Annotated in this window: 23 protein-coding genes; 11 read left to right on the top strand and 12 right to left on the bottom strand. The window is 41.6% G+C overall.

The window, feature by feature from the left end; translation table 11 throughout:
* The first annotated feature begins 140 nt into the window (after positions 1-140).
* Positions 141-506 (top strand): DNA transfer protein p32, encoded by a 366-nt coding sequence (locus ACWM1W_RS14270; RefSeq protein WP_125279594.1) that lies wholly within the window; start codon positions 141-143, stop codon positions 504-506.
* A 68-nt stretch (positions 507-574) separates the two neighbouring features.
* Here ACWM1W_RS14270 and ACWM1W_RS14265 read toward each other — a convergent pair whose 3' ends face one another.
* Positions 575-1,069 (bottom strand): DUF4442 domain-containing protein, encoded by a 495-nt coding sequence (locus ACWM1W_RS14265; RefSeq protein ID WP_125279595.1) that lies wholly within the window; start codon positions 1,067-1,069, stop codon positions 575-577.
* Between the two features lie 117 nt (positions 1,070-1,186).
* Here ACWM1W_RS14265 and ACWM1W_RS14260 point away from each other — a divergent pair, with 117 nt between their 5' ends.
* The 6 genes from ACWM1W_RS14260 (at position 1,187) to ACWM1W_RS14235 (ending at position 7,567) form a co-directional block, all read left to right on the top strand.
* Complete coding sequence (locus ACWM1W_RS14260; protein WP_448765242.1) at positions 1,187-2,068, top strand: alpha/beta fold hydrolase; 882 nt, start codon at positions 1,187-1,189, stop codon at positions 2,066-2,068.
* Between the two features lie 98 nt (positions 2,069-2,166).
* Positions 2,167-3,534, top strand: a complete 1,368-nt coding sequence (locus tag ACWM1W_RS14255; protein ID WP_005232521.1) for a Na+/H+ antiporter family protein — start codon at positions 2,167-2,169, stop codon at positions 3,532-3,534.
* A gap of 332 nt (positions 3,535-3,866) precedes the next feature.
* Positions 3,867-4,502 carry an OmpW/AlkL family protein gene (locus tag ACWM1W_RS14250; protein ID WP_125279597.1) on the top strand — a complete coding sequence of 212 codons (636 nt, stop codon included), beginning with the start codon at positions 3,867-3,869 and terminating at the stop codon, positions 4,500-4,502.
* 174 nt (positions 4,503-4,676) lie between these two features.
* Positions 4,677-5,021: a lysozyme inhibitor LprI family protein gene (locus ACWM1W_RS14245; protein WP_005232518.1), complete on the top strand. Its 345-nt coding sequence runs from the start codon at positions 4,677-4,679 to the stop codon at positions 5,019-5,021.
* A 154-nt stretch (positions 5,022-5,175) separates the two neighbouring features.
* Entirely contained in the window at positions 5,176-7,095 is a 1,920-nt protein-coding gene (gene htpG / locus ACWM1W_RS14240; RefSeq protein ID WP_125278800.1) for a molecular chaperone HtpG, read from the top strand.
* 199 nt (positions 7,096-7,294) lie between these two features.
* On the top strand, positions 7,295-7,567 hold the full coding sequence (locus tag ACWM1W_RS14235) for a hypothetical protein (RefSeq protein ID WP_004781691.1): 273 nt from the start codon (positions 7,295-7,297) through the stop codon (positions 7,565-7,567).
* 70 nt (positions 7,568-7,637) lie between these two features.
* Here the strand turns inward: ACWM1W_RS14235 and ACWM1W_RS14230 are convergent, their stop codons facing one another.
* From ACWM1W_RS14230 to ACWM1W_RS14215, 4 genes are all read right to left on the bottom strand, one after another.
* Positions 7,638-8,777 (bottom strand): hypothetical protein, encoded by a 1,140-nt coding sequence (locus ACWM1W_RS14230; protein ID WP_034170985.1) that lies wholly within the window; start codon positions 8,775-8,777, stop codon positions 7,638-7,640.
* A 94-nt stretch (positions 8,778-8,871) separates the two neighbouring features.
* Entirely contained in the window at positions 8,872-10,290 is a 1,419-nt protein-coding gene (locus tag ACWM1W_RS14225) for a hypothetical protein (protein ID WP_125278802.1), read from the bottom strand.
* 9 nt (positions 10,291-10,299) lie between these two features.
* Positions 10,300-10,479 (bottom strand): hypothetical protein, encoded by a 180-nt coding sequence (locus ACWM1W_RS14220; protein ID WP_034170986.1) that lies wholly within the window; start codon positions 10,477-10,479, stop codon positions 10,300-10,302.
* A gap of 256 nt (positions 10,480-10,735) precedes the next feature.
* Positions 10,736-10,903, bottom strand: coding sequence for a hypothetical protein (locus tag ACWM1W_RS14215; protein WP_162835334.1), 168 nt, complete (start codon positions 10,901-10,903; stop codon positions 10,736-10,738).
* A gap of 416 nt (positions 10,904-11,319) precedes the next feature.
* Here ACWM1W_RS14215 and ACWM1W_RS14210 point away from each other — a divergent pair, with 416 nt between their 5' ends.
* Entirely contained in the window at positions 11,320-11,520 is a 201-nt protein-coding gene (locus ACWM1W_RS14210) for a dodecin family protein (protein ID WP_005232506.1), read from the top strand.
* A gap of 60 nt (positions 11,521-11,580) precedes the next feature.
* Here the strand turns inward: ACWM1W_RS14210 and ACWM1W_RS14205 are convergent, their stop codons facing one another.
* The 4 genes from ACWM1W_RS14205 to ompR form a co-directional block, all read right to left on the bottom strand.
* Entirely contained in the window at positions 11,581-12,276 is a 696-nt protein-coding gene (locus ACWM1W_RS14205; RefSeq protein WP_125278803.1) for a DsbA family oxidoreductase, read from the bottom strand.
* Between the two features lie 205 nt (positions 12,277-12,481).
* The gene (locus ACWM1W_RS14200) at positions 12,482-13,999 is read right to left on the bottom strand and encodes an acetyl-CoA hydrolase/transferase family protein (RefSeq protein WP_004781704.1); all 1,518 of its coding nucleotides are present in this window, start codon (positions 13,997-13,999) and stop codon (positions 12,482-12,484) included.
* A 206-nt stretch (positions 14,000-14,205) separates the two neighbouring features.
* Positions 14,206-15,666 (bottom strand): ATP-binding protein, encoded by a 1,461-nt coding sequence (locus tag ACWM1W_RS14195; RefSeq protein WP_125278804.1) that lies wholly within the window; start codon positions 15,664-15,666, stop codon positions 14,206-14,208.
* A gap of 310 nt (positions 15,667-15,976) precedes the next feature.
* The gene (ompR, locus tag ACWM1W_RS14190; RefSeq protein WP_004781707.1) at positions 15,977-16,741 is read right to left on the bottom strand and encodes an osmolarity response regulator transcription factor OmpR; all 765 of its coding nucleotides are present in this window, start codon (positions 16,739-16,741) and stop codon (positions 15,977-15,979) included.
* A gap of 336 nt (positions 16,742-17,077) precedes the next feature.
* Between ompR and ACWM1W_RS14185 the strand changes: the two genes are divergently transcribed.
* The 3 genes from ACWM1W_RS14185 to ACWM1W_RS14175 all read left to right on the top strand — a co-directional run bounded on the left by ACWM1W_RS14185 (position 17,078) and on the right by ACWM1W_RS14175 (position 21,303).
* Positions 17,078-19,429 carry a Tex family protein gene (locus tag ACWM1W_RS14185; protein ID WP_125278805.1) on the top strand — a complete coding sequence of 784 codons (2,352 nt, stop codon included), beginning with the start codon at positions 17,078-17,080 and terminating at the stop codon, positions 19,427-19,429.
* Between the two features lie 74 nt (positions 19,430-19,503).
* Positions 19,504-19,788 carry a hypothetical protein gene (locus tag ACWM1W_RS14180; RefSeq protein ID WP_004781710.1) on the top strand — a complete coding sequence of 95 codons (285 nt, stop codon included), beginning with the start codon at positions 19,504-19,506 and terminating at the stop codon, positions 19,786-19,788.
* Positions 19,789-20,319: 531 nt separating this feature from the next.
* Positions 20,320-21,303, top strand: coding sequence for a DUF2971 domain-containing protein (locus ACWM1W_RS14175; RefSeq protein ID WP_125278806.1), 984 nt, complete (start codon positions 20,320-20,322; stop codon positions 21,301-21,303).
* A 39-nt stretch (positions 21,304-21,342) separates the two neighbouring features.
* On the opposite strand, the gene ACWM1W_RS14170 is transcribed toward ACWM1W_RS14175, so the two are convergent.
* The 3 genes from ACWM1W_RS14170 to ACWM1W_RS14160 all read right to left on the bottom strand — a co-directional run bounded on the left by ACWM1W_RS14170 (position 21,343) and on the right by ACWM1W_RS14160 (position 24,576).
* Positions 21,343-21,660 carry a hypothetical protein gene (locus ACWM1W_RS14170; RefSeq protein WP_004781714.1) on the bottom strand — a complete coding sequence of 106 codons (318 nt, stop codon included), beginning with the start codon at positions 21,658-21,660 and terminating at the stop codon, positions 21,343-21,345.
* A gap of 61 nt (positions 21,661-21,721) precedes the next feature.
* On the bottom strand, positions 21,722-22,798 hold the full coding sequence (locus ACWM1W_RS14165) for a patatin-like phospholipase family protein (RefSeq protein WP_125278807.1): 1,077 nt from the start codon (positions 22,796-22,798) through the stop codon (positions 21,722-21,724).
* 158 nt (positions 22,799-22,956) lie between these two features.
* On the bottom strand, positions 22,957-24,576 hold the full coding sequence (locus ACWM1W_RS14160; protein WP_004781718.1) for an ABC1 kinase family protein: 1,620 nt from the start codon (positions 24,574-24,576) through the stop codon (positions 22,957-22,959).
* Positions 24,577-24,588: the final 12 nt, after the last annotated feature.

Here is a 24,588-nt window from a genome sequence, read left to right as displayed (position 1 = left end):
AGAAATCATCAATAAAACATGATCTTTCATGCGCTCTTTACAAAATAAATCATGAGGGTTTCAAGATTTAACATCTTGTTATGAATCGCTCCTTAAAATCAGGTTAATCTTAAGTCAAAGCACGAAGGAAGGCCAAGATCATGAAAAAGTTAATGAGCGTAATGGCTGTTGCAACTATCTCCATTTTTATGTTGGCAGGCTGTGAAAATATGTCTGCTAAAGATCAGCGTATTGGCGCAGCTGCGCTTGGTGGTGCAGTGGGTGGTGGTGTAGGTAACAGAGTGGGTGGTGGTGTTGGTGCAGCAGTTGGCGGTGGTGCCGGTGCAGCAGTCGGCAGTAAAGCTCAAGGCGGTTCAAACCGTAATGCGACCTATAGCGGTGTCGGCGGTGCTGTAGGTTCTGCTGTGGGTAAAAGCATCTTTGGCGGTACAGGTGGTGCTGCAATTGGTGGTGCCATCGGTGGTGGTGCTGGTGCAGCGATCGAACAGAACAACCGTCGTCGTTAATCGACAGAGCTATCTTCCAGATCGATTTAAAAGCGCCTCCATGGCGCTTTTAGTTTATTCATATTTTGTTATTCAGCCTCTCGAGGCTTGCCTTTGCTCTGTTTAAGGCGGATATAAACGGTCTTTTGTACCTCAGCGATACGCACACCGGAATCATCATAAATATTGAGCTGATATTGGCGATAAACCGGACTATGGTCAGCTGCCAGTTTTTTCACTGTTTGCACTTCCTGCCTAGAAATCCGGATGTCCGCATAGACCGTTCCACGTCCTGGCGCTAGAAACTGAATGGTAGAGCTTTTATCCCAGACAATGTATTTCGGACCCAGATGGTGCATCAGTAATAACATATAAAACGGATCGACCATGGAATACAGGCTGCCACCAAAATGTACTCCGACAATATTCTGATTCTTGCGAGTCAGTGGCATTTTCACGCGAACGTGATAATTGGTAAAGTCCATTTCATCAATGACAATGCCTGCTCCACGATAAGGGGCATAGCGATTCAGGATAAATTTGGATAATAAAGGCAGTTGCTGAATTTTTCGTAATAGGCTCATGCGGATATTCTTTTTTCTGGTCTTGTATGCATACTAGAACAACAAAAATAAGCTGGCATTGATAAATCGTGCCTATTTCAACAATAAAAGAGTCAATCAGCGAATAAGGATACATCTATGCAAAAACATAGCTTGTGGGTAGATACCAGCGATCATCAACGTCTCTATGTGAAAACCTGGGGCGAGCCTGAGCGACCGGCTTTGGTGCCGGTTCATGGTTATCCTGACCATCAGGATGTCTGGCAAGCGGTGATTTCTCACCTCGTTCAGGATTATTTTGTGGTGACCTATGATGTGCGCGGAGCAGGAGACTCCAGCGTTCCCAAAAAAATTAAGGACTATCGTTTGGAACGTCTGTGTGCAGATTTAGAGCAAGTGGTTGATCAGGTCCTGCCGGGACGAGCTTTCCACCTCGCGGCTCATGACTGGGGTTCAATCCAGGCTTGGGAAGCAGCCACCGAACCTAAATTTAAAGGTCGGATTTTGTCTTTTAGCACCATGTCAGGTCCATGTCTGGATCATGCTGCTTTCTGGATGCGTGAACAGTTTAAACAGCATAAGGCCAAGTTTTTTAAACAGATGACCCAATCCTGGTATATCGCGGTATTCCAGTTGCCTTTTATAGCGCCTACAGCATGGAATTTCTTTAATGCAGAACGTTGGGGCAAAATGATCAGTCAGCTGGAACAGCAGGAAAATCTGCCGCTAAACCAGAATATTGTGAAAGACGGCAAATATGGCGTCAATCTGTATAGGGCGAACTTTTTGCCGCGTTTATCTCGGCTTAGACAGCGTTTTGCGGTCTGTCCGGTACAGGCAATTGTGCTCAAGAAGGACCAGTTTGTTGGCCCGGATCTGATTGATGAAATGCCAAAATGGGTAGAAGATTTTTCCCGGGTAGAATTGAATGCCAATCACTGGGCAATTTTGAGCCAACCGGAACAGGTGGCTCATCTGATTCATAATTTTATTCAGCAAAAATTAACAGCGGCCACTTGATACGGAGATTGGGAATGTGACTCGGCAAGGGATAAGTGGAAGAATTTTTATCCGGATTTTCTGATAAAATAGCCGTTTTCTCTCATTCCCAATTCATTATGTTCGCAATTCTTGCTGCTATTGGAGTCATGTTTGGACTCTCATTGGCACGTGTACCTGTGGTTTTTGCCCTGGTCATTGGTGCTGTTACGGGTGGTTTGCTGGCAGGTCTTGGCCTCCAGGGAACTTTAGACGCATTTAACAATGGTCTGGGTGGTGGCGCTAAAATTGCCTTGGCTTATGGCATCCTGGGTGCCTTTGCTTTGGCCTTGGCACGTTCCGGTCTGCCTGACTTGCTGGCCTATAAAATGATTACTACCTTAAAAGGTGAGGCATCAGAAAAGGCACAGAACAAGGTTAAATATCTGATCTTCTGTACCGTGGCATTGGCTGCCGTTTTCTCGCAAAACGTGATTCCGGTACACATCGCCTTTATTCCGGTTCTGATTCCACCGTTATTGCTAGTATTTAACCATCTGAAGCTGGATCGCCGTTTGGTGGCCTGTCTGCTGACCTTTGGTTTGGTGGGAACATATATGCTGGTTCCAGTCGGTTTTGGTGCCATCTTCCTGAACGATATTTTGGGCCATAACATCAATACCTTTGGTAAGCCCTATGGCTTTGAGATTACTTATGACCAGATTCCCGCTGCGATGGCGATTCCGGTCTCAGGTATGTTCGTGGGTTTGCTGGTAGCTATGTTTATCAGTTATCGTAAGCCGCGTCTGTATAAAGATATCCATGTGGAACAGCAGCAAAGTATCTCTGCGGAACTGGGTGTGGAACAAAAATCAGCAAAGCCACAAATTGCTAAATTTACTATCTGGATGGCAGCGGTTGCTGTCTTTGCAACCCTTGCAGTACAGCTCTATTCAGATTCGATGATTCTTGCCGGTCTGGTCGGTGTAGCGATCTTAAGCTGTGCCGGAATCTTTAAATGGAAAGAAGCAGACGATGTGATCATTACCGGTATGCGTATGATGGCCCTGGTTGGTTTTATTATGATTGCCGCGCAAGGTTTTGCTGCCGTAATTGAAGCGACTAATCAGGTACCAGCCTTAGTCGAAGCTTCGGTGAACTGGATTGGCGATAGCCAGGCACTGGCTGCTTTCCTGATGTTGTTGATTGGTCTGTTAATTACATTAGGGATCGGTTCATCATTCTCGACTGTTCCAATTCTGGCGATTATTTATGTACCGCTCTGTATTCAATTTGGTTTTAGTCCTGCGGCAACTATTGCGATCATCGGGACTGCGGCTGCTTTGGGCGATGCCGGTTCTCCAGCATCAGATTCAACCCTAGGCCCAACATCCGGTCTGAATATGGATGGTCAGCATGACCATATGAAGGATAGTGTGGTTCCAACCTTCATTCATTTTAATATTCCACTTATGATTTTTGGCTGGATTGCAGCCATGGTTCTGTAAGTCAATTTTAATCTGCTCTGATATAAACCGGAGCAGATTTGCCTAGATTTAAAATAAATTATAAGATGTATTTAAAATATATATTTAAATATAAAATTAATATAAACCTGATTATTTTACTCTGAATATTGTTATATTAACCCGATTAATTTGCTGGGTATTTAAAACCAACCAATATAGTCAATTTAAAATAAATTTTTAATAATTACATATACTTAAATAATAAATAAAATTTAGTTTTATAATCTCTATTGCATATTAATTTAAGCCATGTTTATTATTAATTAAGAAATATTTTCTTAATAATTATTCTTCCCTTGGGGTATTTTAAAATGTTAAAGCAAGTAGCTCTAATTGCATTAATGGGTCTTTCAGCATCTGCGATGGCAGGTCAATGGCAAGTGAAAGTGGGGGCTTCTGTATTAGCACCTACTCAGGAAACTGACCTGATTCCTGGTGTAGTTGAAGATGCTAAAGCAAGTAGCGAACTCAATTTTACTCCTTCAGTCGAATATTTCTTCAATGACAACATTTCAGCCGAATTATTATTGGCTACCCCATTTAAACATGATGTTGAGATGGCGGGTGATGTGAAAATTGCATCATTAAAACATCTACCACCAACAATCACAGCCAAATATAATTTTAAAAATTCAAGCCGCTTTACTCCATATATCGGTGTAGGTGCTACAGTATTCATTCCATGGGATGAAGAATTTAGCCAAACTGCAAAAGACGCATTAGGTGTAGCAAAGCTTGATGCAGATGTTGCTTATGGGGTAGCTGGCCAAGTCGGTTTTAACTTCCAGCCAGCGGATGCAAAAAACTGGGGTGTCTTTGTTGATGCACGTTATGCAGACTTAGATACAGATCTGGAAGCAAAGGCTGCTGATGGGACAAAAATTAATTTAGGTGAATTTGGAATCGATCCTTGGGTTTATACGATCGGTTATAGCTATAAATTCTAAGCTCCAATTTTTGGGTTTACTTTTTCCAAAAGCTTCATCAAGAATGGGGCTTTTTTCAAAATAACAACGATTTATAACGTATTGAAATTGAGCAGATTGGCAATACTCAAATATATTAAAACGAATAAAGTAAATATTAATTGAATACGACTTAATAATAAGGAAGATCAAAGCATGAGTTTTTTGTCGAAGAGTCTTTTGATCTTCAGCACGCTGTTTATTTCACAGAGTTATGCTGCCAGTTTTAATTGTCAGAAAGCGACAACTGCGACTGAGAAAACAATTTGTGAACATCGTTTGCTGAATGATGCTGATGTCAAAATGAGTACCAGCTATAACATCTTGCGCCGTATGGTGCCGATGGGAACACGTTCGGTGATTCAACGCGATCAGGTGAAATGGCTGCAATTTCGTGACCGCTGCCAGGAATCCGTATCCTGCTTGAGTCAGGTTTATAACATGCGTCAGCAGCAGCTGGATCTGCATTTCGATCGTATCTATAAACTGGGGCCTTATTAAGTCTTGTCCATCCCATCAATTAAACTGATAAAAATGAAAGCCATAAAAATATTTTTTGCGAAAAAATTATTTTGAGGCTATTGAAAATTATTGAACTCACTCCATTCATATAGGCAGCAGTTAACATCTGTATCTAAAATAATAGGAGTGATTCATGAACGATTTGAGCGTACAAAAACACAGTTTCCAGGCTGAGGTAGCACAGTTACTGCACCTCGTGACCCATTCGCTTTATTCAAATCCTGAAATTTTCCTGCGTGAATTAATTTCTAATGCTTCAGATGCTTGTGACAAATTACGTTTTGAAGGCATTAATCATCCTGAATATTATGAAAATGATCCTGACCTCCGCGTTCGTGTCAGCCTCGATCCAGAAAATAAAACTATTACCATCTCAGATAACGGGATCGGTTTAAGCCAGCAAGAAGCCATTGAAAATCTGGGGACGATTGCCAAATCAGGGACCAAAGACTTTATGTCAAAACTGACGGGTGATCAGAAAGCTGATGCGCAGCTGATTGGTCAGTTTGGTGTCGGTTTCTACTCAGGCTTTATTGTGGCTGACAAAATTACCGTAGAATCACGCCGTGCCGGTACGGATGCCTCAGAAGGGGTACGCTGGATCAGTGGCGGTACCGGTGAATTCGAAGTTGAACAGATCACCAAAGAAGGCCGTGGTACCGATATTATTCTGCATCTGCGTGAAGATGCGTTAGATTATCTGCAAAGCTATAAAGTCAAACAGATCATCAATAAATATTCAGATCACATCAGCCTGCCTATCCAGATGCAAAAAGAAGTCTGGCAGGAAGAAGAAGCTGCTGAAGGTGAAACACCAAAAGGCGGTCAATATGTGAAGACCGATGAGTGGGAAGCGATTAACTCAGCCAGCGCACTGTGGACTCGGAATAAATCTGAGATTACTGAAGAGCAATATACCGAATTCTATAAGAACTTGACTCATGATTTTGCTGCACCATTGGCTTGGGCGCATAACCGTGTTGAAGGTAGTACTGAATATACCCAACTGCTTTATATCCCAAGCAAGGCGCCACAGGATATTTTCACCCGTGAAGCCAAAGCCGGCATCAAGCTCTATGTGAAACGTGTCTTCATTATGGATGATGCGGATAACCTGATTCCAAACTATCTGCGCTTTGTACAGGGCGTGGTGGACAGTGCCGATCTGCCATTAAACGTGAGCCGTGAATTGCTACAGGAAAGCCGTGATGTGAAAACCATCCGTGAAGGCAATACCCGCCGTATTCTGACCACTTTGGATAATCTGGCAAAATCTGAAGATGAAAAAGATCAGGAAAACTTCAAAACTTTCTACCGCGAATTTGGTGCAGTGCTGAAAGAAGGTCTGGGTGAAGATTTCGGTAATCGCGAACGTATCTTGAAACTGCTGCGCTATGCAACTTCAACGAATGATGAAGTAAGCACTTCATTGGCGGACTATAAAGCACGCATGAAAGAAGGCCAGAAAGCGATTTACTACATTACTGCTGAAAGCCTGAATGCTGCGAAAAACTCACCGCAACTGGAAGTGTTCAAGAAAAAAGGCATTGAAGTATTGCTGATGTCAGAGCGTGTTGATGAATGGGCAATGAACTTTGTGCATGAGTTTGATGGTACGCCATTGCAAAATGTTTCTAAGGGTGCAGTCGATCTAGGTGATCTGCAAGATGCGGAAGAGAAGAAAGCACTTGAAGCTGCTGCTGAACAGTTCAAACCTGTGGTTGAAAAGCTGACAGATTCTTTGAAAGATAAAACTAAAGAAGTACGTGTAACGACTCGTCTGGTTGATTCACCAGCCTGTCTGGTCACAGGGGAAGGAGAGCTTTCTCCACAACTGATCCGTATGTTGAAAGATGCAGGTCAGCCTGTACCGGATGTGAAGCCGATTCTGGAGATTAACCCGGAACATCCATTGGTGAAAAAACTCGAAGGTTCTGCTCAGTTTGATGATCTGGCCAATGTAATCTTTGATCAGGCAATGATTGCAGAAGGTGGTCTACCAGAAAATCCGGCTGAGTATGTAAAACGTATTAACAGTCTATTATTGGGTTAATTTTTTATACTTCAAAAATCCCTCTACGGAGGGATTTTTTATGTTCTGAATCTAGTGTTTAAAACTTCAATTTTTCCTTAATGATTTAAAAAAGCGATAGCTAGAATAAAAAAATACCTTTAAGTTTTAAATCTATAAAATAGATAATAATTAAAATATTAATTTATAATAACGATTATTAAGTTAAGAGAATTCTCCCATGAAAAAATCACTGATGATGAGTCTGAGTACAATCATTCTGATGTCAATGAGCGCAGCCACAATGGCTGATACTGAGTCCAAAAAAGTGACTCGCAGTGATCGTATTAGTTTTCAGGCACCAATGAAAAAAGAAGCACCAAAAGTAAAACGAATTCAGCGTACAGACCGCGCAGTATGGAATATGCCACAGATGGAACAACCTTCTTTGCAGCAAAAACGTGTGATTCGTAGTGATCGTATTGCTTTTACAACGGTTGAGCACCGCCAATAAAAACTCATTGGATTCAGACATTAAAAAGCCCATATTTTATGGGCTTTTATAGTTTCGGATTTGTTCAAATTTAGAAAATGGCCTCAAGACGTACCATCGCACCGAGATAATGGCTGCGGTCCAGTCGGTCATCATTCAGATAGTTCAGGTCGCCTTGCACAAAGAACCATTCACGTAAGAAAGGCTGTCTCCAGGACACATAAGGTCCCCAGCGATTTAAGCGTAAATCTTTATCATCCAGATAGCCGCCCGTATAGATACCATAGTTAAAGCGGTTGCCCTGGAAAAATTGATGCTGTCTGAAGGTATAGTTATCCCAAGTCAGATCGTCTTCCTGCTCATCTGCATAGGTCAAACTTAACTGATTGGAAAAAAAGGCCTCATTGGGACGGGCATGGATCAGTTCTAGGTTGGTCCGCAAATAATTTTCACTCTGCAAGCCATAGCGATAAATCTGTTCGGCATGAAAAGAGAAGTCATTCTGCATCGCCCAGTCTTTACTGATTTTGGCCCGTACATAGATATCATCCCCAGAACGTACCCCCAGATCCAGATCGCTATCGAAAGGTAGACCTTTCGAAAATTCTGACCAGCGGAGTGCAAACGAGCTGTTGTTCTCGCGGGTACGGCGAATATCCAGATTTTTATCCCGGGCATTGCCAGGATTTTCATTGGTAATCGCGACATTGGTGTCCAGTTCGTTATCCAGACTGTCATCACCAAAGACCAGACTTAACTTTTGTTCCAAGGTTGGAAGCTTGATTTTTCCTCGAATCCTCGGCTTGATTTCATAGTTTTCATATTTGTCCCAGCTATTATCCAAGATGATTCGCAAAGTCGCTGTTGCTGGCTCATCCGGGTTGGTCTGGCCAAACCAGTTATCAATCTTATGTGCGGTGCGGTCTGCCCATTCACGGATTCTTTTCTGCTTTTTGTCAGCCCAAGATTTATCTTCTGTTTCCTCAGTAGTGGGCACCATCGCTTCGTCTGACTGTTCAGGTAAAATCGTGGGCGTGGCATCGATCAAGCGTGGAATCTGATCTAAAATACCTGTACCTGTACCTGTACCTGTACCTGTACCTGTACCTGTACCTGTAGGCTGTTCTGTTTCTATAGGTTCTGTAGGAGATACTTCTGCCCAAATTGGGCTACTACTTAATCCCACGCCAAATGATAGCAATAAGATTCGAGTAATTTGGTTTATTCGCATGAGTTGATTCTTGCTCTTATCGTATTTTATTTACTGCGCTAGTTTTCTAAAAAATAAGGGAAAAAAGCAAGGATAAACTACATAACTACATCAATTATTTAATGATTTGTGCCTGAATTGCCATATAAAGATCTAAAACCTGTACCGGCTGTGACAATCCTAAAACAATTTGATGAATTTTTTGCCAATTCAAATCCTTATCACGCTTGAATATTAAATAAGGATAAGCGATTTCCTGATTGGACAATGCCAGGCGGCGTTCCCCATGAATCACCCGAATTTTCTGATGTTCCTGTAGTAATAGAATTGGAGTGGAAAAATCAGCGGGTGCTTCCTCAAAATTGATAAATTTCCTTTGATGAATACGCCGAGCCGGAATATAGGCATAGCTTTCCTCAGGCATCCAGACCGTTTCGGCGTGTTGCAGATACATTTCACTGAAAAGGTCTATCTGATCAAGGCAGGCACCTAAAGCTGCCCATGATATGGATTTTATCTCTATACAACGCCATCCACGCTGTATGCCCCAGTGCTGGATACATGAATTGGCCTGCAAGAGACTCGGTGCACCCAAGAGCATCAGATATTTCAAACCTTGCCCTTGCTGATCGGTCTGCATGGCAAGATAAACAGGGCGTGCCTGCCAGTAGTCTTCCTCAGCATAATATAGCGCCATTTCCAGATCAGCCGGTTGGGAGGTAGCCGGTTGCAATTCTAGGGCACAGAGACGCCGTATAGTCGCTCCAGCATGTTCTAATGGATGCAGCAGGGCAGAGAATTCACCTAGCTCTATAGATTCAGGGAAAGTAATATTTTCATCTATTATCAAAATAGAGGATGAACTATTCGTATTGTCTATTTCTATAGGCAGTTCAGCTGTTTTGGCTTCTTCTGTTTCGCTAGTTGCTCTGTCTAAATCAGGTTTAATTGTTTCAGATAGTTGAGGTACAGTGATCTTGGTCTGAATCTGCAAACTGCCCTGATGATAGCGCGCGATTTCCAGGGTAAGCGTATCGAATTCGGCATCCTGAACAGATAAAGCCGGAATATCCAGTTGGGGATCGAGAGGAAAATATGCGCCTTGTTGCTGTTGCTGCAAAAGCCAGTTGTGGGAATTTACTAATTCATCCCATTCACTATGTAAAAAATCAGATTGCTTTACAGGACCCAGCCAGATTTGCCAGCCTTGTTGTGGCTGATGCAAAAAGGCCCAGCCTGTTTCTCTATGCATAGTCAGTGCCTGTTGCAGCTGGACAGGATTCTTAAAATAACCGCGATAACAGTGATGAAACTCGGTGCTCGCCGCAAACTGATGTGCTGCCAGCTCAGGCTGGACACGGGATTTAAAACTTAAAATCTGATTTTTAAAAACAGGTTCATCACAGAGATGAAAAATATCCTGGAGTCGTTTTTTGGATCGAGCGGCTTCATATAAACTGAGGGATTTATGTTCTAGTTGCTGCCCTAATTCATTTAATTCTTTAATTAATTTTGCTTTTTCTAAAGCATTCATTTTAGCTCTCTAGATATATTTGAGTGCTTTATCCAGTGACTTGGCCATGATTATATTTACTGCAAGTTCTACCAGTTTGTATTCGGTAGAGTTGGGATCTGGATAACGCTCAGCCATTTCAATCAAAAAATCTACAGAAATTGCCTGCGGAGAAATTTTTCCCTGTATTAATGCTTGAAGCTGGTTCATAACAAAAAAGTCTGAAATCCATAAAAGATCAGGTTCTGATTATAAGCATCTGATTGACAAAATGCTTGATTATTTTGAGTATTTTTTAAGCGAATTTGGTAGTTGTTTTTCAATAAAAAGTTAATGAAATCAAAATAAAGTAAAAAATAATGAGGTTTTTAATGCTCTTTAAATAGAAGAATAAGTTAAATTTTCGAAGCCCTGAAATAAAAACAGGCTGAATAATTCAGCCTGCTGGGAGATTTTGCTTAAAGACTTAAGCCGCTTTTGCAGTTTCTGCAGTTGCAGTATCTGTTGCTACAGTTTCAACTGGTGCTTTGCTTACAGGGAAATCTGGAAGATAAACCACTTGAGCCATTTGTGCTGAAGCTTGTAGAGAAAAAGCCATCACAGTTGCTGCGCATAAAAATTTAACAGTTTTCATAACATGACCTTTTGATATCTGGGTGTTCAAGAGTTTGAACAAGAAAAAAGTTAGTCCTAAATCACGTGAAAAATAATATCAAATGGCAATTAATAAAAAATGATCAAATCGGCAAGAAAAGCAACTAAATTTAGATAAAATACTCTATAAAACAATATCTTAGAGTATTTGCTCTAGACGGTTTTAGGTTGTTTTTTATACATTTTTTAGATGTTTTAGAAGTTTTTAAGTAAACATTTATTTGTTGATTATTTAAAACTAGAGATCTAGATTTAAATTTTTTTAAAGCAGTAAGGGTAGATTAGTATTTGTTCATTCCCTGTAAGTTTTTGCTATCGCTTGTTTGCTAAGAGCTGTAGAGAAATTTAAATCAACTAAGATGAATGTTTCTATCTTCACAGAGTGAGTGTTAAATCATGGCAATTGCAAAAGTGGTAGAAGTCAATTCAAGCAGTAGTAAAAGCTTTGAGGATGCAATTCAGACTGGCATCGCGAAAGTCACAGAGACGATTAAAAATGTTCAAGGTGCTTGGATCAATGAACAGAAGGTCGTCATTAATGACAATAAAATTACCGAATATCGTGTCAATCTAAAGATTAGTTTTCTGGTTGAATAGTTCATATCATTCATAAAAAATCCCCATCTTGAATGGGGATTTTTTGATTTGATTTAATTTTTATTCAGGCTTTGCCGGAACATCACAAGCATCTGTAGAACACTGATCAGCTGTTGGCTGTTCCTGTGGCTCCTCTAAAGCTTTTTCAAGAACTTGCAAGAAAACTTCCTTCGGCTGAGCACCTGCCAAAGCAATGCGTTGATCAAATACAAAGAACGGAACACCGGTAACTTTGAGCTGGTCACGCGCTACTTCCTGGTCAAATTTAACAAAGTCCGCAAATTCATCCGAGTCGAGTAAATCATCTACTTCAACCGGGTTCAGGCCAATACGCGCTGCGACATCTTCCAGCGTTTCACGTTCACCAATTGGCAGGCCTTGCGTCATATAGCTGTAGAAAAAGGCTTCCTGAGCTTCATTGCCTAGACCTTTGCTTTGTGCCAGGTGAATGATACGATGCGCATTCAAGGTATTACCAGAGTTGGCACCTTCCCAGTTAAATTCAATGCCTTCCTGTTTAGCCATGGCTGCAATATTGCGCTGCATGTCTTCAACTTCTGCCACTGAACGGCCATATTTTTGTGCCAAACGTTCAGAGTTGGAAACTTCCTGACGGACCGGTGCTTCAGGATCTAGCTGAAAACTATGCCAATGGACTTCAAGCTCAATCTCACTTTCCTTTGCAGCAGCTTCTAAACGTTTTTTACCAATATAGCAAAAAGGGCAGACCACATCTGACCAAATATCTACGCGCATGTCATGTCTCTAATCTTTGTCTTGGTAGAAGTATGAGGGTGAAGAACTGGAATTTAAAGCCCTGCATCCAGACTAAGTGCAGTTTAATCATTCAAAATATTTAAGAAGTTAAGCAGATCAGATTTTTATAGATGGATTTGTCCTCGCTAATTTATTATTTTTCCCATAAAAAAACGCCCCGTAGGGCGTTTTCTGAATCGGTCAATTAAGCAGTTTTGACTGCAGCTTCTACTGCAAGCATATGACCATTTTCTTCAAAGTTAGAGTGCCAAGATAATGCTTCACGAAGCAGGTGAGGTGTATGGCCACCTTTCGCACATGCACGGTCGAAGTAGTCATTCAATGCATCACGGTACATTGGGTGTGCACAGTTATCGATGATCGCACGAGCACGTTCACGTGGCGCCAGACCACGAAGATCTGCCAGACCTTGTTCAGTTACCAGAATATCTACATCATGTTCAGCATGGTCTACGTGAGACGCGAATGGTACTACTGAAGAGATGTCGCCACCTTTCGCAATTGATTTGGTCACGAAGATTGCCAAGTGCGCATTACGTGCGAAGTCACCTGAACCACCGATACCGTTCATCATTTTAGTACCACAAACGTGAGTTGAGTTCACGTTACCGTAAATATCAAACTCAAGTGCAGTGTTGATGCCGATAATACCTAAACGGCGTACCAGTTCAGGATGGTTTGAAATTTCCTGTGGACGTAATACTAGTTTGTCTTTGTATTGTTCAAGGTTGTTAAATACTTTTTCGCCATATTTAGCAGAAAGGGTAATTGAAGAACCTGAAGCAAACTTCATTTTACCGGCGTCGATCAATTCAAACGTACAGTCTTGTAGTACTTCTGAGTACATGATCAGGTCTTCGAAGTTTGAATCTTTCAGACCGGTCAATACGGCGTTTGCAATTGAACCGATCCCTGCTTGAAGAGGTCCCAAGTTTTTCGGTAGACGGTCTTCAGCCACTTCTTTTTCAAAGAAAGCGATCAAATGATTAGCAATGCTTTGCGTCTCATCATCTGGTGCGGTTACAGTAGATGGAGAGTCATGCAATTCGCTGTTAAATACGATACCGACAATTTTAGATGGATCGATATTGATCGCATGCGTACCGATACGCTCATCCACTTGAGTCAATGGAATCGCTTGACGCGTTGGACGATATGTCGGGATGTAGATATCGTGCAAGCCTTCAAATGCCGGGCTTAAATTCGTGTTGATTTCAACAATCACTTTCTCTGCAAAAATTGCAAAACTTGCAGAGTTACCTACAGAAGTTGTTGGAATGATGCCGCCATCTTCAGTGATCGCAACTGCTTCAATTACCGCTACATCAGGTTTTTTCAACTGCTGGTTACGCATCTGTTCAACTGTTTCAGACAAATGCTGATCGATGAACATCACTTCGCCTTTATTGATCGCTTTACGTAAAGTGTTATCGACCTGGAACGGTAAACGGCGTGCCAATACGCCTGCTTCAGTGAGTTGCTTGTCCAAATCGTTACCGAGTGATGCACCTGTGATCAACGTGATTTTCAATGGATTTGCTTTTGCGCGTTGTACTAAAGCTAAAGGAACCGCCTTCGCTTCACCAGCGCGAGTAAAGCCACTCATACCCACAGTCATACCATCTTCGATGAATTCAGCAGCTTGTTCAGGGCTGATGACTTTGTTGTGTAGGGAGGCTAAACGGATACGATCTAAAGACATTTCAACTCTCATAAATTCTTAAATAATGATACGGATTGTACCGATCAAAAAATGTATTTTGCATAGGTGTTAGGCTAAGGTCTAATTTTTTAGCTAAATGTAGGTATAATGAAAAATGATGTTTTTTAAATAATTGAATTATTGAAAATTAAAATGAATTGTATAGAAATACTAAAAAGTCGTTTGATTCTTTTGTGATCACTTACTTAGAAGTGATCAGTGAGCGTTTGACGAATTTTATCCAAGGTGGTTGGGGCAGTAGATGCCTCTGAATCTGCTGTTTTCAGGGGTAAGGCAATAATGGCTTCTAGACCGCCTTCAGGCCGATTCTGGATATGCAGCTCACCTGAGTGAATATCTACAATACGTTTGACAATGGCCAGACCCAGACCACTGCCTTGTACGGTACGCGCAGAATTTCCACGAACAAAGGGTTGCATCAGCGCTTCAATCTGGTCTTCTGGAATCCCTTCACCATGATCGGCCACACTGATCATCAGTTTATGGTCCTGCACATAGGCAGCAAGCTCAATCGGTTCCGCACCATAGCGTTTAGAGTTGTTGATCAGGTTACCAATCAGGCGTTTCAGCGACATACTGCGTACTTCAACCAGTGGTATCTCTTGAGGTGTAAAGCGAATATCGAGTGGCTTAAACTGCTTGACCAGTTCCTGCAACAGTACATTGACATTGGTTTCTTGCAGCTCTTCATCGGAGCCATCCCGCATATAGGAAATGAACTGGTTCAGAATGGCATCCATATCCTCGACGTCATAAATCAGCCCTTCTTTGAGAAAGTCTTCATCCGGCATCATTTCTGCGCTCAGACGGATACGGGTCAACGGTGTACGCAGGTCATGTGAAATCCCCGCGAGCATGATTCGACGATCACGCTCGGTTTGATCCAAGGTATAAATCATCTGGTTAAAGGCATGATTCACCTGACGGATTTCCAGCGGACCATGATTGGTATCCAGATAAGGAGCGGAACCATTTTTACTATAGCTGTTCGCTGCATTCTGCAAGCGGCGTAAAGGACGGTTCAGCTGACGCACCAGGGTCAGAATAATAATACCGGCAATGAGTGGTGTACCAAGCAGCCAGCCTAGAATCAGTTCAGGGCTATAGTTGGCATAGGTCTTAAGAGGTTCACGTACCCAGTTGCCATTCATTTCAGGGGTTTGGATCCAGATGCGTGGACTTGGCTTGAACTGGAAATAAACGGTTGCCTGTTCGATTCTTAATTCTTTGGCCAGTTTGGTTTCAATCTGGTTGGTAAAGAATTCGGCAATAACCTTGTCTTTTACATTGGGATATTCAGCCGGATTGGTGACATATTCGATTCCGATCCGGTTTTTGAGCCAGCTATCAATATCGACTTCCTGTTCCTTGTGATAAAGACGCAGGTCCGGATTGTTGAGAATCTCCAGCTCCATGGCCAGATAACGCGCGTGTTGCTGAATTTCGGGTAGATAAAGCGTACGCCAGAAAAACCAGATTGACATGAACAGGCTGAAACAGACCACAAAGACCACCAGTACAGTGGTTCGCATTGCTGCAGAGCGCGGTTTGATTTTGTCCAGAAAGCGTTCCCAGGGGGTACGTTTTTTTTCTGAGTAGCTGACAAAATCGGTAAATTTTTGTGGGTCGATGGGGTCGAGTTTCACTGAGCAATCCTGTGCTATGACTTCAGCAAATTATTATAAGTTGATTAAAAGGCCTTATCACACCGGAGTCAAACCATCTGTAATTTAGATATAGGTTAAAACCTTTGGTTCGACCTACTTTTGTTTCGGCAAAAGTAGGCAAAACCATTTTCATTTGTAAAACTCGTCAAATTGCGGCAAGTAATCAATTTATCGCAGAAACATTAGAGATGAATACCTCCTGCCTCAGACAATTGCGAATGAATTTGTCACGTAATTCAAAACTAGATTTATAGACGGACGAATATTTTACTTTCTTCTAATAAGAAAATTATTCAGCACCATCTGGAACAAACACATAACCGACACCCCAAACGGTTTGAATATAACGCGCACGGGCAGGGTTTTCTTCAATCAGTCGACGTAAGCGTGATACCTGAACGTCAATTGAACGTTCCATCGCACCCCATTCACGGCCACGTGCCAGATTCATCAGCTTGTCACGAGTTAAAGGTTCACGTGGATGTTGGACTAAGGCTTTCAATACGGCAAATTCACCGGTAGTTAAGGTGACGACCTGTCCTTCACGAGTCAGAGTACGAGTGGACAGATCCAGTGACCATGGGCCAAAGGATACCACTTCCATTTGCTGGCTAGGAGCGCCTGGAACTTCACGGACTTGACGACGCAAAACTGCACGAATACGTGCTAGCAATTCATTTGGATTAAATGGTTTAGGCAGGTAATCATCTGCACCAGCTTCCAGACCTGCAATACGATCTGAATCGCTACCACGTGCGGTGAGCATAATGATTGGAATATCAATATTCGATTGGCGTAGGCGACGACAGATGCTGAGGCCATCTTCTACAGGCAACATAAAATCGAGCACAATCAGAGAAAACAGTTCCCGCTGTAATAATCGATCCATCTGGGTGGCATCGTGCGCAGTTTTAACGACGAAGCCTTTATCTTCAAGGAAACGTTGTAACAGGGTACGCAGACGCACATCATCATCGACAACCAGGATGCGCTCGACCCGGTCGGTTTCGGTATGTACAGCATCGGGTTTTTCAGCAGGTACCACTAAACTCATGAGGTGCTCCTTTATTCTTTATTGTCGTCATAAACAAAAAATGAAATATGCTTTGAGTATACGATTCATTACTATTAATTGACTATGCTCTAAAGCATCAAATATTGCAGTTAAAATCAAGACATAGATACCAAATATATACATCTATATGCGAAAAAAATCGTCCCGGAACAAGAATAAAATGCAAAGTTCATGCAAACTTTAGTGGAAAAACTGGAAAACGATCGTATACGGTTATCTGAAGCTTATATAAATTAATAAAAACAATGGTGGATTTTATAGACCTGGTCTTTATAATCATGCCATTTAGTACTTATCCTTGTGGGATCAAACACGATGACTGACTTAGTTCAGCAGTTGGCAAAAGAACTTGCCGTACGTCCAAATCAAGTAGAAGCTGCCATCAAACTGATTGATGAGGGTGCCAGCGTTCCTTTCATTGCACGTTACCGTAAAGAAGTAACGCAGGGCTTAGACGATACGCAACTACGCCAGCTCGATACACGTTTATCGTATTTGCGTGATTTGTATGAACGCCGTGAAAAGGTGATCGAATCACTAAAAGAACAAAATAAATTATCTGATGATTTATTGGCACGGGTGAATGCGGCAGAAACTAAAAATGCCCTAGAAGAAATTTACGCACCATACCGTCCAAAACGTACCAGCAAATCGTTTAAAGCGAAAGAAGCCGGTTTAGGTCCGATTGCAGAAAAAATCTTTACTGAAGCCATGGAGCCAGCAGAAGCTTTGGCGGGCTTTAGCCATGAAGATTATCCAGATCAGGAAAGCCAGCTCGATGCGATCCAGCACATCCTGATTGATGACTGGGCACAGAATATTGCGTTGACCACTGAACTTAAAGCAATGTTTGCTAAAACTGCTGTGCTGAAAAGTCTGGTCGCTAGCGAAGAGAAAAAAGAAGTTGGTAAAAAATTCCGTGATTACTTCGATTTCTCTGAAAATCTGAACAAGGTACCTTCACACCGCTTATTGGCAATGCTACGTGGCCGCCAGGAAAATGTACTGGGCCTTAAAGTAGATGGTGAAGATGATGCACCATTGGCACGTATTGAAACTGAATACAACCTGGATACCATTCAGCCGCAATCCCGTCAGGATTTCTTAAAGCAAACTGCGAAACTGTTCTGGCTTGGTAAAGTTCGTCCAACGATCGAACATTCATTATTGACTGAAAAACGTCTGGCTGCTGAAGCTGAAGCAATGCAGGTCTTTGCTGAAAACCTGCGTCATTTACTGCTTTCTGCGCCTGCAGGTGCCCGTACAACTCTGGGTGTAGACCCTGGCATCCGTACCGGCGTGAAACTGGCGGTGGTGAATGAGTCTGGTGATGTACTGGCACATAGCACCATTTACCCGTTTGCACCGAAAGATGATAAAGAAGTTTCACTGACTGAATTAGCACGTCTTTGCCGCGAATTCAATGTTGACCTGATTGCAATCGGTAATGGTACGGCAAGCCGTGAAACTGAAGCATTGGTTGCTGAAATGATGGCTGCAAATAGCGATCTGAAATTGACTCGTGTTTCTGTTTCAGAAGCGGGTGCTTCTGTTTACTCAGCATCTGAACTGGCTTCTCAGGAATTGCCTGAACTGGATGTATCGATCCGTGGTGCAGTATCAATTGCACGCCGTCTGCAAGATCCATTAGCTGAACTGGTGAAAATCGATCCTAAATCCATTGGTGTAGGTCAGTACCAGCATGATGTAAACCAGACCGGTCTGGCAAAAACTCTTGAAGCAGTGGTTGAAGACTGTGTGAACTCGGTCGGTGTGGATGTAAATACTGCATCTGCTGCGATTTTGGGTTATATCGCAGGTCTGAACAAATCAATCGCGCAGCAAATCGTGGACTTCCGTAAAGAAAATGGCCGTTTTGACAATCGTCAGGATCTGAAAAAAGTGCCACGTCTAGGCGAACGTACTTTTGAACAGGCGGCTGGTTTCTTGCGTATCCAGCAAGGTTCAGAACCATTAGATGCTTCTGCAGTTCACCCTGAGTCTTATCCACTGGTATCTAAAATTGTTGAAGCAAAAGCAACGACTGTTAAAGACATCATTGGCAATACTGAAATCATTCGCCAGGTCAATGCAGAAGAATTTGTGGATGATAAATTTGGTTTGCCAACCGTTCAGGACGTTTTGGCTGAACTGGAAAAACCAGGCCGTGACCCGCGTCCAGAATTCCGTACCGCAAAATTCCGTGATGATATTACTGAAGTGGCTCAATTGACTGAAGGCATGCAGCTGGAAGGTGTAGTCACCAATGTGACTAACTTCGGTGCTTTCGTGGATGTCGGTGTACATCAGGATGGCTTGGTACATATTTCTGAATTAGCCAATGAATTTGTGGCTGATCCGCATAAAGTGGTGAAACCAGGTCAAATCGTACAAGTTCGTGTACTGAACGTCGATGTTGAACGTAACCGTGTCAATCTGTCGATGCGTCCTGAAGGTTCCGAAGCGCCAGTGAAAGCACCACGTCAACCACGCCGTGACAATGAGCAACGCGGTGAGCGCAAGCCACAAGGTAAACGTCCACAGCATGCGCGTCCGCAAGGTGATCGTCCGCATGGCAAGAAACCTCAAGCGGCTAAACCACAAGAAAATAAAATTGGTGGTTTAGGGGCATTGTTATTGCAAGCAGGAATTAAAGGTTCGAAATAAACTGATGAGTTTGTTTGAGAAGTAATTTAATATAAAAAGAGCCGAAAGGCTCTTTTTATATTTTGGGGTGGTTTGTGAATAAAAAGCTTAATGTTATAGTAAATTTTCATCGTTATAGAGCAGAAATAAAAAATTTATTACAACAAAACCTTGAGAGTGCTGAAAAAGTAGATTTTAATATTTTTTTATTAGATATTGATAAATTGTTAATTGATATAAGAAATGAAAAGCAGTCTCTTAAAAAAGGTCTTTATGATCAAAAAAATGATGATTTTTATAAAAATATAGATTTTTTATATAATGAAGAAGATATTGATAATAATACTATAAAAAAGGAAAATCATTTAAAGTTTTGTTAGTTACAAGAAAAATACTTTAAAAATATTAGAAGTATTGTTTTAATATATAGGGTGTTGGAACTCAAAATAAAGAATGAAATCAATGAAGATGAGTTTTTTAATATAATTAATAAAATAGATTTTAGAAGTGGAGTTTATTTTTATAATTTAACTTATTATCTATATTTAATAAATTTCTACTCAATAAGATTTAATGATTTAGATTTTATTGAAAAGATTTTTTCCGATTTTCTAAATTAGACTTCTTGCGTTAGTCAAAATTTAAACAGCCCAAAGCTACATTTTATAAGGTTTTAGCCAATTCAAAAATTAGGTAAAACGATACTTTCGCAAGAGATCTATTATAAAGTTTTAAATATATCTACACACTTTAGTGATGATTATTTTAAAGTATATTACTTCCCGGATAGATTTTATGATCAGAACTTCACCTCTATACTGTTAAATTATAATGAAAATTTAAACAATAGGGTGAGAGTTAGAAAAGACTTAGATTTTGTTCTTTTTTTAAAAAATGTTGCTAATATAAAAATGCTAGATCTTCAAAATCATGTTATTGAAATGCTAACTAATCTTTTAGTTGATTTTGATAGTGAACATGAAAGAAAAGTTGCACATTATACTAATTTTAGTGTTGCTCAATTGCTAGGAACAAATAAAACTAAATTTAGACTAAACTCAACTGACTTTATGAATGATCCATCTGAAGGGAATATTTTATTTGAATACTTGCATCTTAATAAAATTGAATATGATTCACATAATAAAACTTTTTTAAGTTGTTTTACTTTTAATCATAATAGTTTAAATCAATTCAGGTTATATGGTCTGCAGGATAATAAACCGTGTACAGGTGTAAGTTTAGTTTATAACTCAAATTTTTTCTTTAATACCGATACTATAATTATTGATTCTATTAACGAAAATAACTTAGATTCTGTAAATAAAGAAGATTTTAAAAATGGTCTTAAAATTCCTTTATTTCGCTGTGTATATTTAGATTCTTTTACTGGATATTTTGAGGTTGCTAAGAGAAATAAATTTACTTTTTTTCAAGAGATTCAAGATAAATCTTTAAGTGTCAAAAGCTGGGAAGACTATACGAGAAAAATGTCGGGTATCGAAGAAAAAGTAAATAATTCAATGGGTTTTATATTGGTTACATTAAGTGCTATAAAAGGTGAAAATCATAATCTAAAAGTAGATGATCTAAAATCAGCTAATAAAATTATTTCACCTATAAGTTTTCTTTTTAAACATTTTGCATTTCAAGAAGAACAAGAATGTAGAATGGTTGTAATAGATAAAATTGAAAGCGATCATGTAATTTTAGATGAAAATGATAAAACTAAGTCGTATATCGAATATAGTCAGCCCACTAATAGAGATATAAGAAATATTTATATTGGACTTGCGTCTTCATATAAAATGTCTGATTTATTGAAAAAAATGAAAGATTCAGGAGTAAAAAAACTACCCAAAACAATTATCTCTGAAAATCCATATCGTATTTAAATAAAAAACCTCCCGATGGGGAGGTTTTTTATTGGATATTTATGAGTTAATTATCGGAACAATCCAGCTGGTAATAATCAATAAAATACCCAGATGTCCCAGTTTACGTGTCACATAAACCAGTTTAGACGGTGGCTGTTCCAGCTGTTTGGCATACTCTTCCATGGTGATGCCTTGTTTACCTTTACTGGTATATAAAAACACACCCAAATCCAGACAGATCAGAATGGTGCCAATATCTGCCACCAGTTCCATCAGCTCAAATTGCTGGGTATAGAGCGACATGCTAACGCTATAAATCAGATAAAGTCCAAAGGCTATACATGCATATTGCAGGATCACTAAAAATTTCTGCATAAATTTCAACAGTTCAAAAAATTAAGGCAATTATACAAACAATTCGGACAGTCTGCGCCCATTACAAGCTTTGCATCACATCGGCAAAATTCTGCTTCTCGACCAGCTCCAGAAATTCATCTCCCAGGCGCTGACTTTCAGCAATACATTGCTTCCAGAGCTGAATCCGCTGGGCTTGATCCAAACCTTTCAAAGTGAAGTCCTTACGATCCGGTAAACGACCCAAAGGCAAACTTTGCAGATATTCCTGAGAAGGTGAAATTAGCAAAGTTCGTGCCTGATTTTCTGGGCTTGCCGTGCGTTTAAACAGTTTATCGAACCAGCCAGGAGTAATGCTGTCAGTAAAATGCGGATACAGCACGATGCCTTTGCTCTGAAATGGCAGGTCAATATGATAGTCAATCAAGCCGCCATCGCGATAATAACCTTGCGGTGCATCCGGAATATTATTGACCGCTGCCATGACGCCCGGAATAGAGGCAGAGGCCATCAGCCAGGACAAAACACTTTGCTCAGTTAAAGCATGATAGTGTGTGGTAAATCCATCATCGGCAATTTTAAACTGTTCACCCGTATTTGGCTGGCTAATCACACGTTGCATAAAATGGCGACTGTGTTTACGTGCCACAGCGGTAGTTCCGACAATTCCGGCTACAGAGGCGAGCAGGGGGAGCGCCTTATCACTCTGAAAAATGTGTTGGGCTTTAATCGACAATACCGTCAAATGATAATCTGGATGATTCACCAGATCGGTTTCTTTGCCTTGTACCAGATCCAGCAGCATGCCACGACAAACGTCACTGACTTCTTGGCGAGTCATTTTCTTGTGAAAGTATAAATGGGTATACAAGTCGGCAAGACGTTCAGTGCCTGCTTTGGCTCCCCAGGCCGCGACACTGGCAAAACGCCAGCTACCAATGGATGAACCGACTAAGGTTCTACGCTGAGGAGCGCGTGGGAAAAACTCGCCAAAAATGGCCTGATCCAGTCCCTGAATACCAATACCTTTGGGTCCACCTGCGGCACCTGGCACGATATCAATCTGTTCGGGTTGCAAACCTTCTTTCAAAATCAGCTCACGAGCCTGATGCCCAGCGCGGATTTTCAGAGCAGGCGCATGTTTTTGTAAAATATGCATAGAGGTTCAACCCATATTCGACCAGTGAGGACATATTTTAAGCATCTAGTCACAGAGCCCAATGGCAAGATGTATCCTAAGGTGACTTTGCAGTCATAGGAGAGGAGAAAAATAAAAAAACCTGAACAATGTCAGGTCTTTTAAGCAGGTTATTTCAGTTATTTTGCAATCCGCCAGACCGCGAGTATGCTTGCTAGCACAATCAGAATCACTGACACAAACCATGGTGAAATAATCGCAATTGAAAGCAGAATGGCCATGATACTGCCAAAAATCCAGCTACGTTTTTGCTGATGTTCCATTTGCAGGCGCATGCTTTGTAATTCATTGAGCTGCTTGGCATGCCAAGCGGACTGGTTTTTCAAACCGTTCAGGCTGTCGATCATCAGAGTCGGTAAGTCCTGCGCACCCAAAAGTAGATCCGGGATTTTTTGCCCCAGTTCTTTAATATTCTTTTGCGGATTTACCTGAGCCTTGATCCAGTCCGTCAGAATCGGTTTGGCAAGACTCCAGATATCCAGCTCAGGATACAAGTCTGTTCCCAGACCTTCTACATGAACCAGCGTTTTCAGTAATAACATCAGTTGTGGCGGAATTTCTAGGTGGAAACGACGGGCAATATCCATGACCTGAATCAGAATACCGGCAAAATCCAGTTCATGCATCGGTTTGGAAACCATTGGACCCACGGTACGACGCATTTCGCGTGCTAGCGCGTCCTGGTCGGTACCTGGTGGAATCCAGCCTGCCTGATGCACAATCTGAATCAGCTGCATAAAATCGCTGTTCATGACTGCCAGCAGCATACGCGCCACGGTCATCTGATCGTGCTTGGATAGCTCACCCATAATCGCGCAGTCCAGCGCAATAAAGCGCGGATTGGCCGGATTGATGGTTTCTACAAAGACATTGCCCGGATGCATGTCTGCATGGAAGAAGTTGTCACGGAACACCTGGGTAAAGAAAATGGTCAGACCCTTACGCGCCAGATCAGCACGATCCATGCCCAGCTTATCAAAGGTAGCAATATCTGAAATCGGTACACCGGTAATCCGTTCTGCGACCAAGACATCCTTGCTGTCCATATAGACTTCAGGCACATACATCATGCTGGAGCCAGTGAAGTAATGACGCATCCGGCGGGTATTATCCGCTTCCAGAGTCAGGTCTAGCTCATTCAGAATGATCTGACGATAATCCTGAATGATTTCCGACAAATGTAGGGCACGTGCTGCTTCCAGACGCTTTTCCAGAAAATCACCTAACCAGGTGAGAATCTCAAAATCCTGCAAAATCTGATTGCGGATATTCGGACGCGTGACTTTGACGACGACTTCACGACCATCATGCAGGGCAGCGGTATGCACCTGCGCAATAGATGCAGCAGCCAGTGGCTGGGCATCAAAACGGGCGAACAGGGTATTTACATCGGCTTTCAGCGATTCCTGAATGCGCATCTTGGCGACATCGTTGTCAAAGGGCTTAACGCGATCTTGCAGTAATACCAGCTGTTGCAGCACTTCAGGTGGAATCAGATCACGACGGGTCGAAAGTAACTGTCCCAGCTTGATCGCCAGCGGTCCCATTTCTTCCAGTGCCAGTTTCAGCTTGAGCGGATTTTTACGCTCACGGCTGGACCAGGCTGCCGGATGCATACGGATTAAAGATAAAATGTGCCGGGCTTTTTCAGGAAGTTCTTCCGCAGGAAACAACGTGTCGAGTCTATAGTGCGCGGCGATGCGCCAAAGTTCGAGTAAACGTGAAACATGCGGAATCATAAAGCGGTGTAC

The organism is Acinetobacter sp. TW_SC_4, from assembly GCF_054861205.1.
The sequence above is the reverse complement of the archived record's forward strand: the minus strand, read 5'-3'. Positions and strand labels throughout refer to the sequence as shown.

Coding starts and splice junctions, on each gene's coding strand:
- ACWM1W_RS14270 (WP_125279594.1), top strand. CDS start 141: ATGAAAAAGTTAATGAGCGTAATGGCTGTTGCAACTATCTCCATTTTT.
- ACWM1W_RS14265 (WP_125279595.1), bottom strand. CDS start 1,069: ATGAGCCTATTACGAAAAATTCAGCAACTGCCTTTATTATCCAAATTT.
- ACWM1W_RS14260 (WP_448765242.1), top strand. CDS start 1,187: ATGCAAAAACATAGCTTGTGGGTAGATACCAGCGATCATCAACGTCTC.
- ACWM1W_RS14255 (WP_005232521.1), top strand. CDS start 2,167: ATGTTCGCAATTCTTGCTGCTATTGGAGTCATGTTTGGACTCTCATTG.
- ACWM1W_RS14250 (WP_125279597.1), top strand. CDS start 3,867: ATGTTAAAGCAAGTAGCTCTAATTGCATTAATGGGTCTTTCAGCATCT.
- ACWM1W_RS14245 (WP_005232518.1), top strand. CDS start 4,677: ATGAGTTTTTTGTCGAAGAGTCTTTTGATCTTCAGCACGCTGTTTATT.
- htpG (WP_125278800.1), top strand. CDS start 5,176: ATGAACGATTTGAGCGTACAAAAACACAGTTTCCAGGCTGAGGTAGCA.
- ACWM1W_RS14235 (WP_004781691.1), top strand. CDS start 7,295: ATGAAAAAATCACTGATGATGAGTCTGAGTACAATCATTCTGATGTCA.
- ACWM1W_RS14230 (WP_034170985.1), bottom strand. CDS start 8,777: ATGCGAATAAACCAAATTACTCGAATCTTATTGCTATCATTTGGCGTG.
- ACWM1W_RS14225 (WP_125278802.1), bottom strand. CDS start 10,290: ATGAATGCTTTAGAAAAAGCAAAATTAATTAAAGAATTAAATGAATTA.
- ACWM1W_RS14220 (WP_034170986.1), bottom strand. CDS start 10,479: ATGAACCAGCTTCAAGCATTAATACAGGGAAAAATTTCTCCGCAGGCA.
- ACWM1W_RS14215 (WP_162835334.1), bottom strand. CDS start 10,903: ATGAAAACTGTTAAATTTTTATGCGCAGCAACTGTGATGGCTTTTTCT.
- ACWM1W_RS14210 (WP_005232506.1), top strand. CDS start 11,320: ATGGCAATTGCAAAAGTGGTAGAAGTCAATTCAAGCAGTAGTAAAAGC.
- ACWM1W_RS14205 (WP_125278803.1), bottom strand. CDS start 12,276: ATGCGCGTAGATATTTGGTCAGATGTGGTCTGCCCTTTTTGCTATATT.
- ACWM1W_RS14200 (WP_004781704.1), bottom strand. CDS start 13,999: ATGTCTTTAGATCGTATCCGTTTAGCCTCCCTACACAACAAAGTCATC.
- ompR (WP_004781707.1), bottom strand. CDS start 16,741: ATGAGTTTAGTGGTACCTGCTGAAAAACCCGATGCTGTACATACCGAA.
- ACWM1W_RS14185 (WP_125278805.1), top strand. CDS start 17,078: ATGACTGACTTAGTTCAGCAGTTGGCAAAAGAACTTGCCGTACGTCCA.
- ACWM1W_RS14175 (WP_125278806.1), top strand. CDS start 20,320: ATGCTAGATCTTCAAAATCATGTTATTGAAATGCTAACTAATCTTTTA.
- ACWM1W_RS14170 (WP_004781714.1), bottom strand. CDS start 21,660: ATGCAGAAATTTTTAGTGATCCTGCAATATGCATGTATAGCCTTTGGA.
- ACWM1W_RS14165 (WP_125278807.1), bottom strand. CDS start 22,798: ATGCATATTTTACAAAAACATGCGCCTGCTCTGAAAATCCGCGCTGGG.
- ACWM1W_RS14160 (WP_004781718.1), bottom strand. CDS start 24,576: ATGATTCCGCATGTTTCACGTTTACTCGAACTTTGGCGCATCGCCGCG.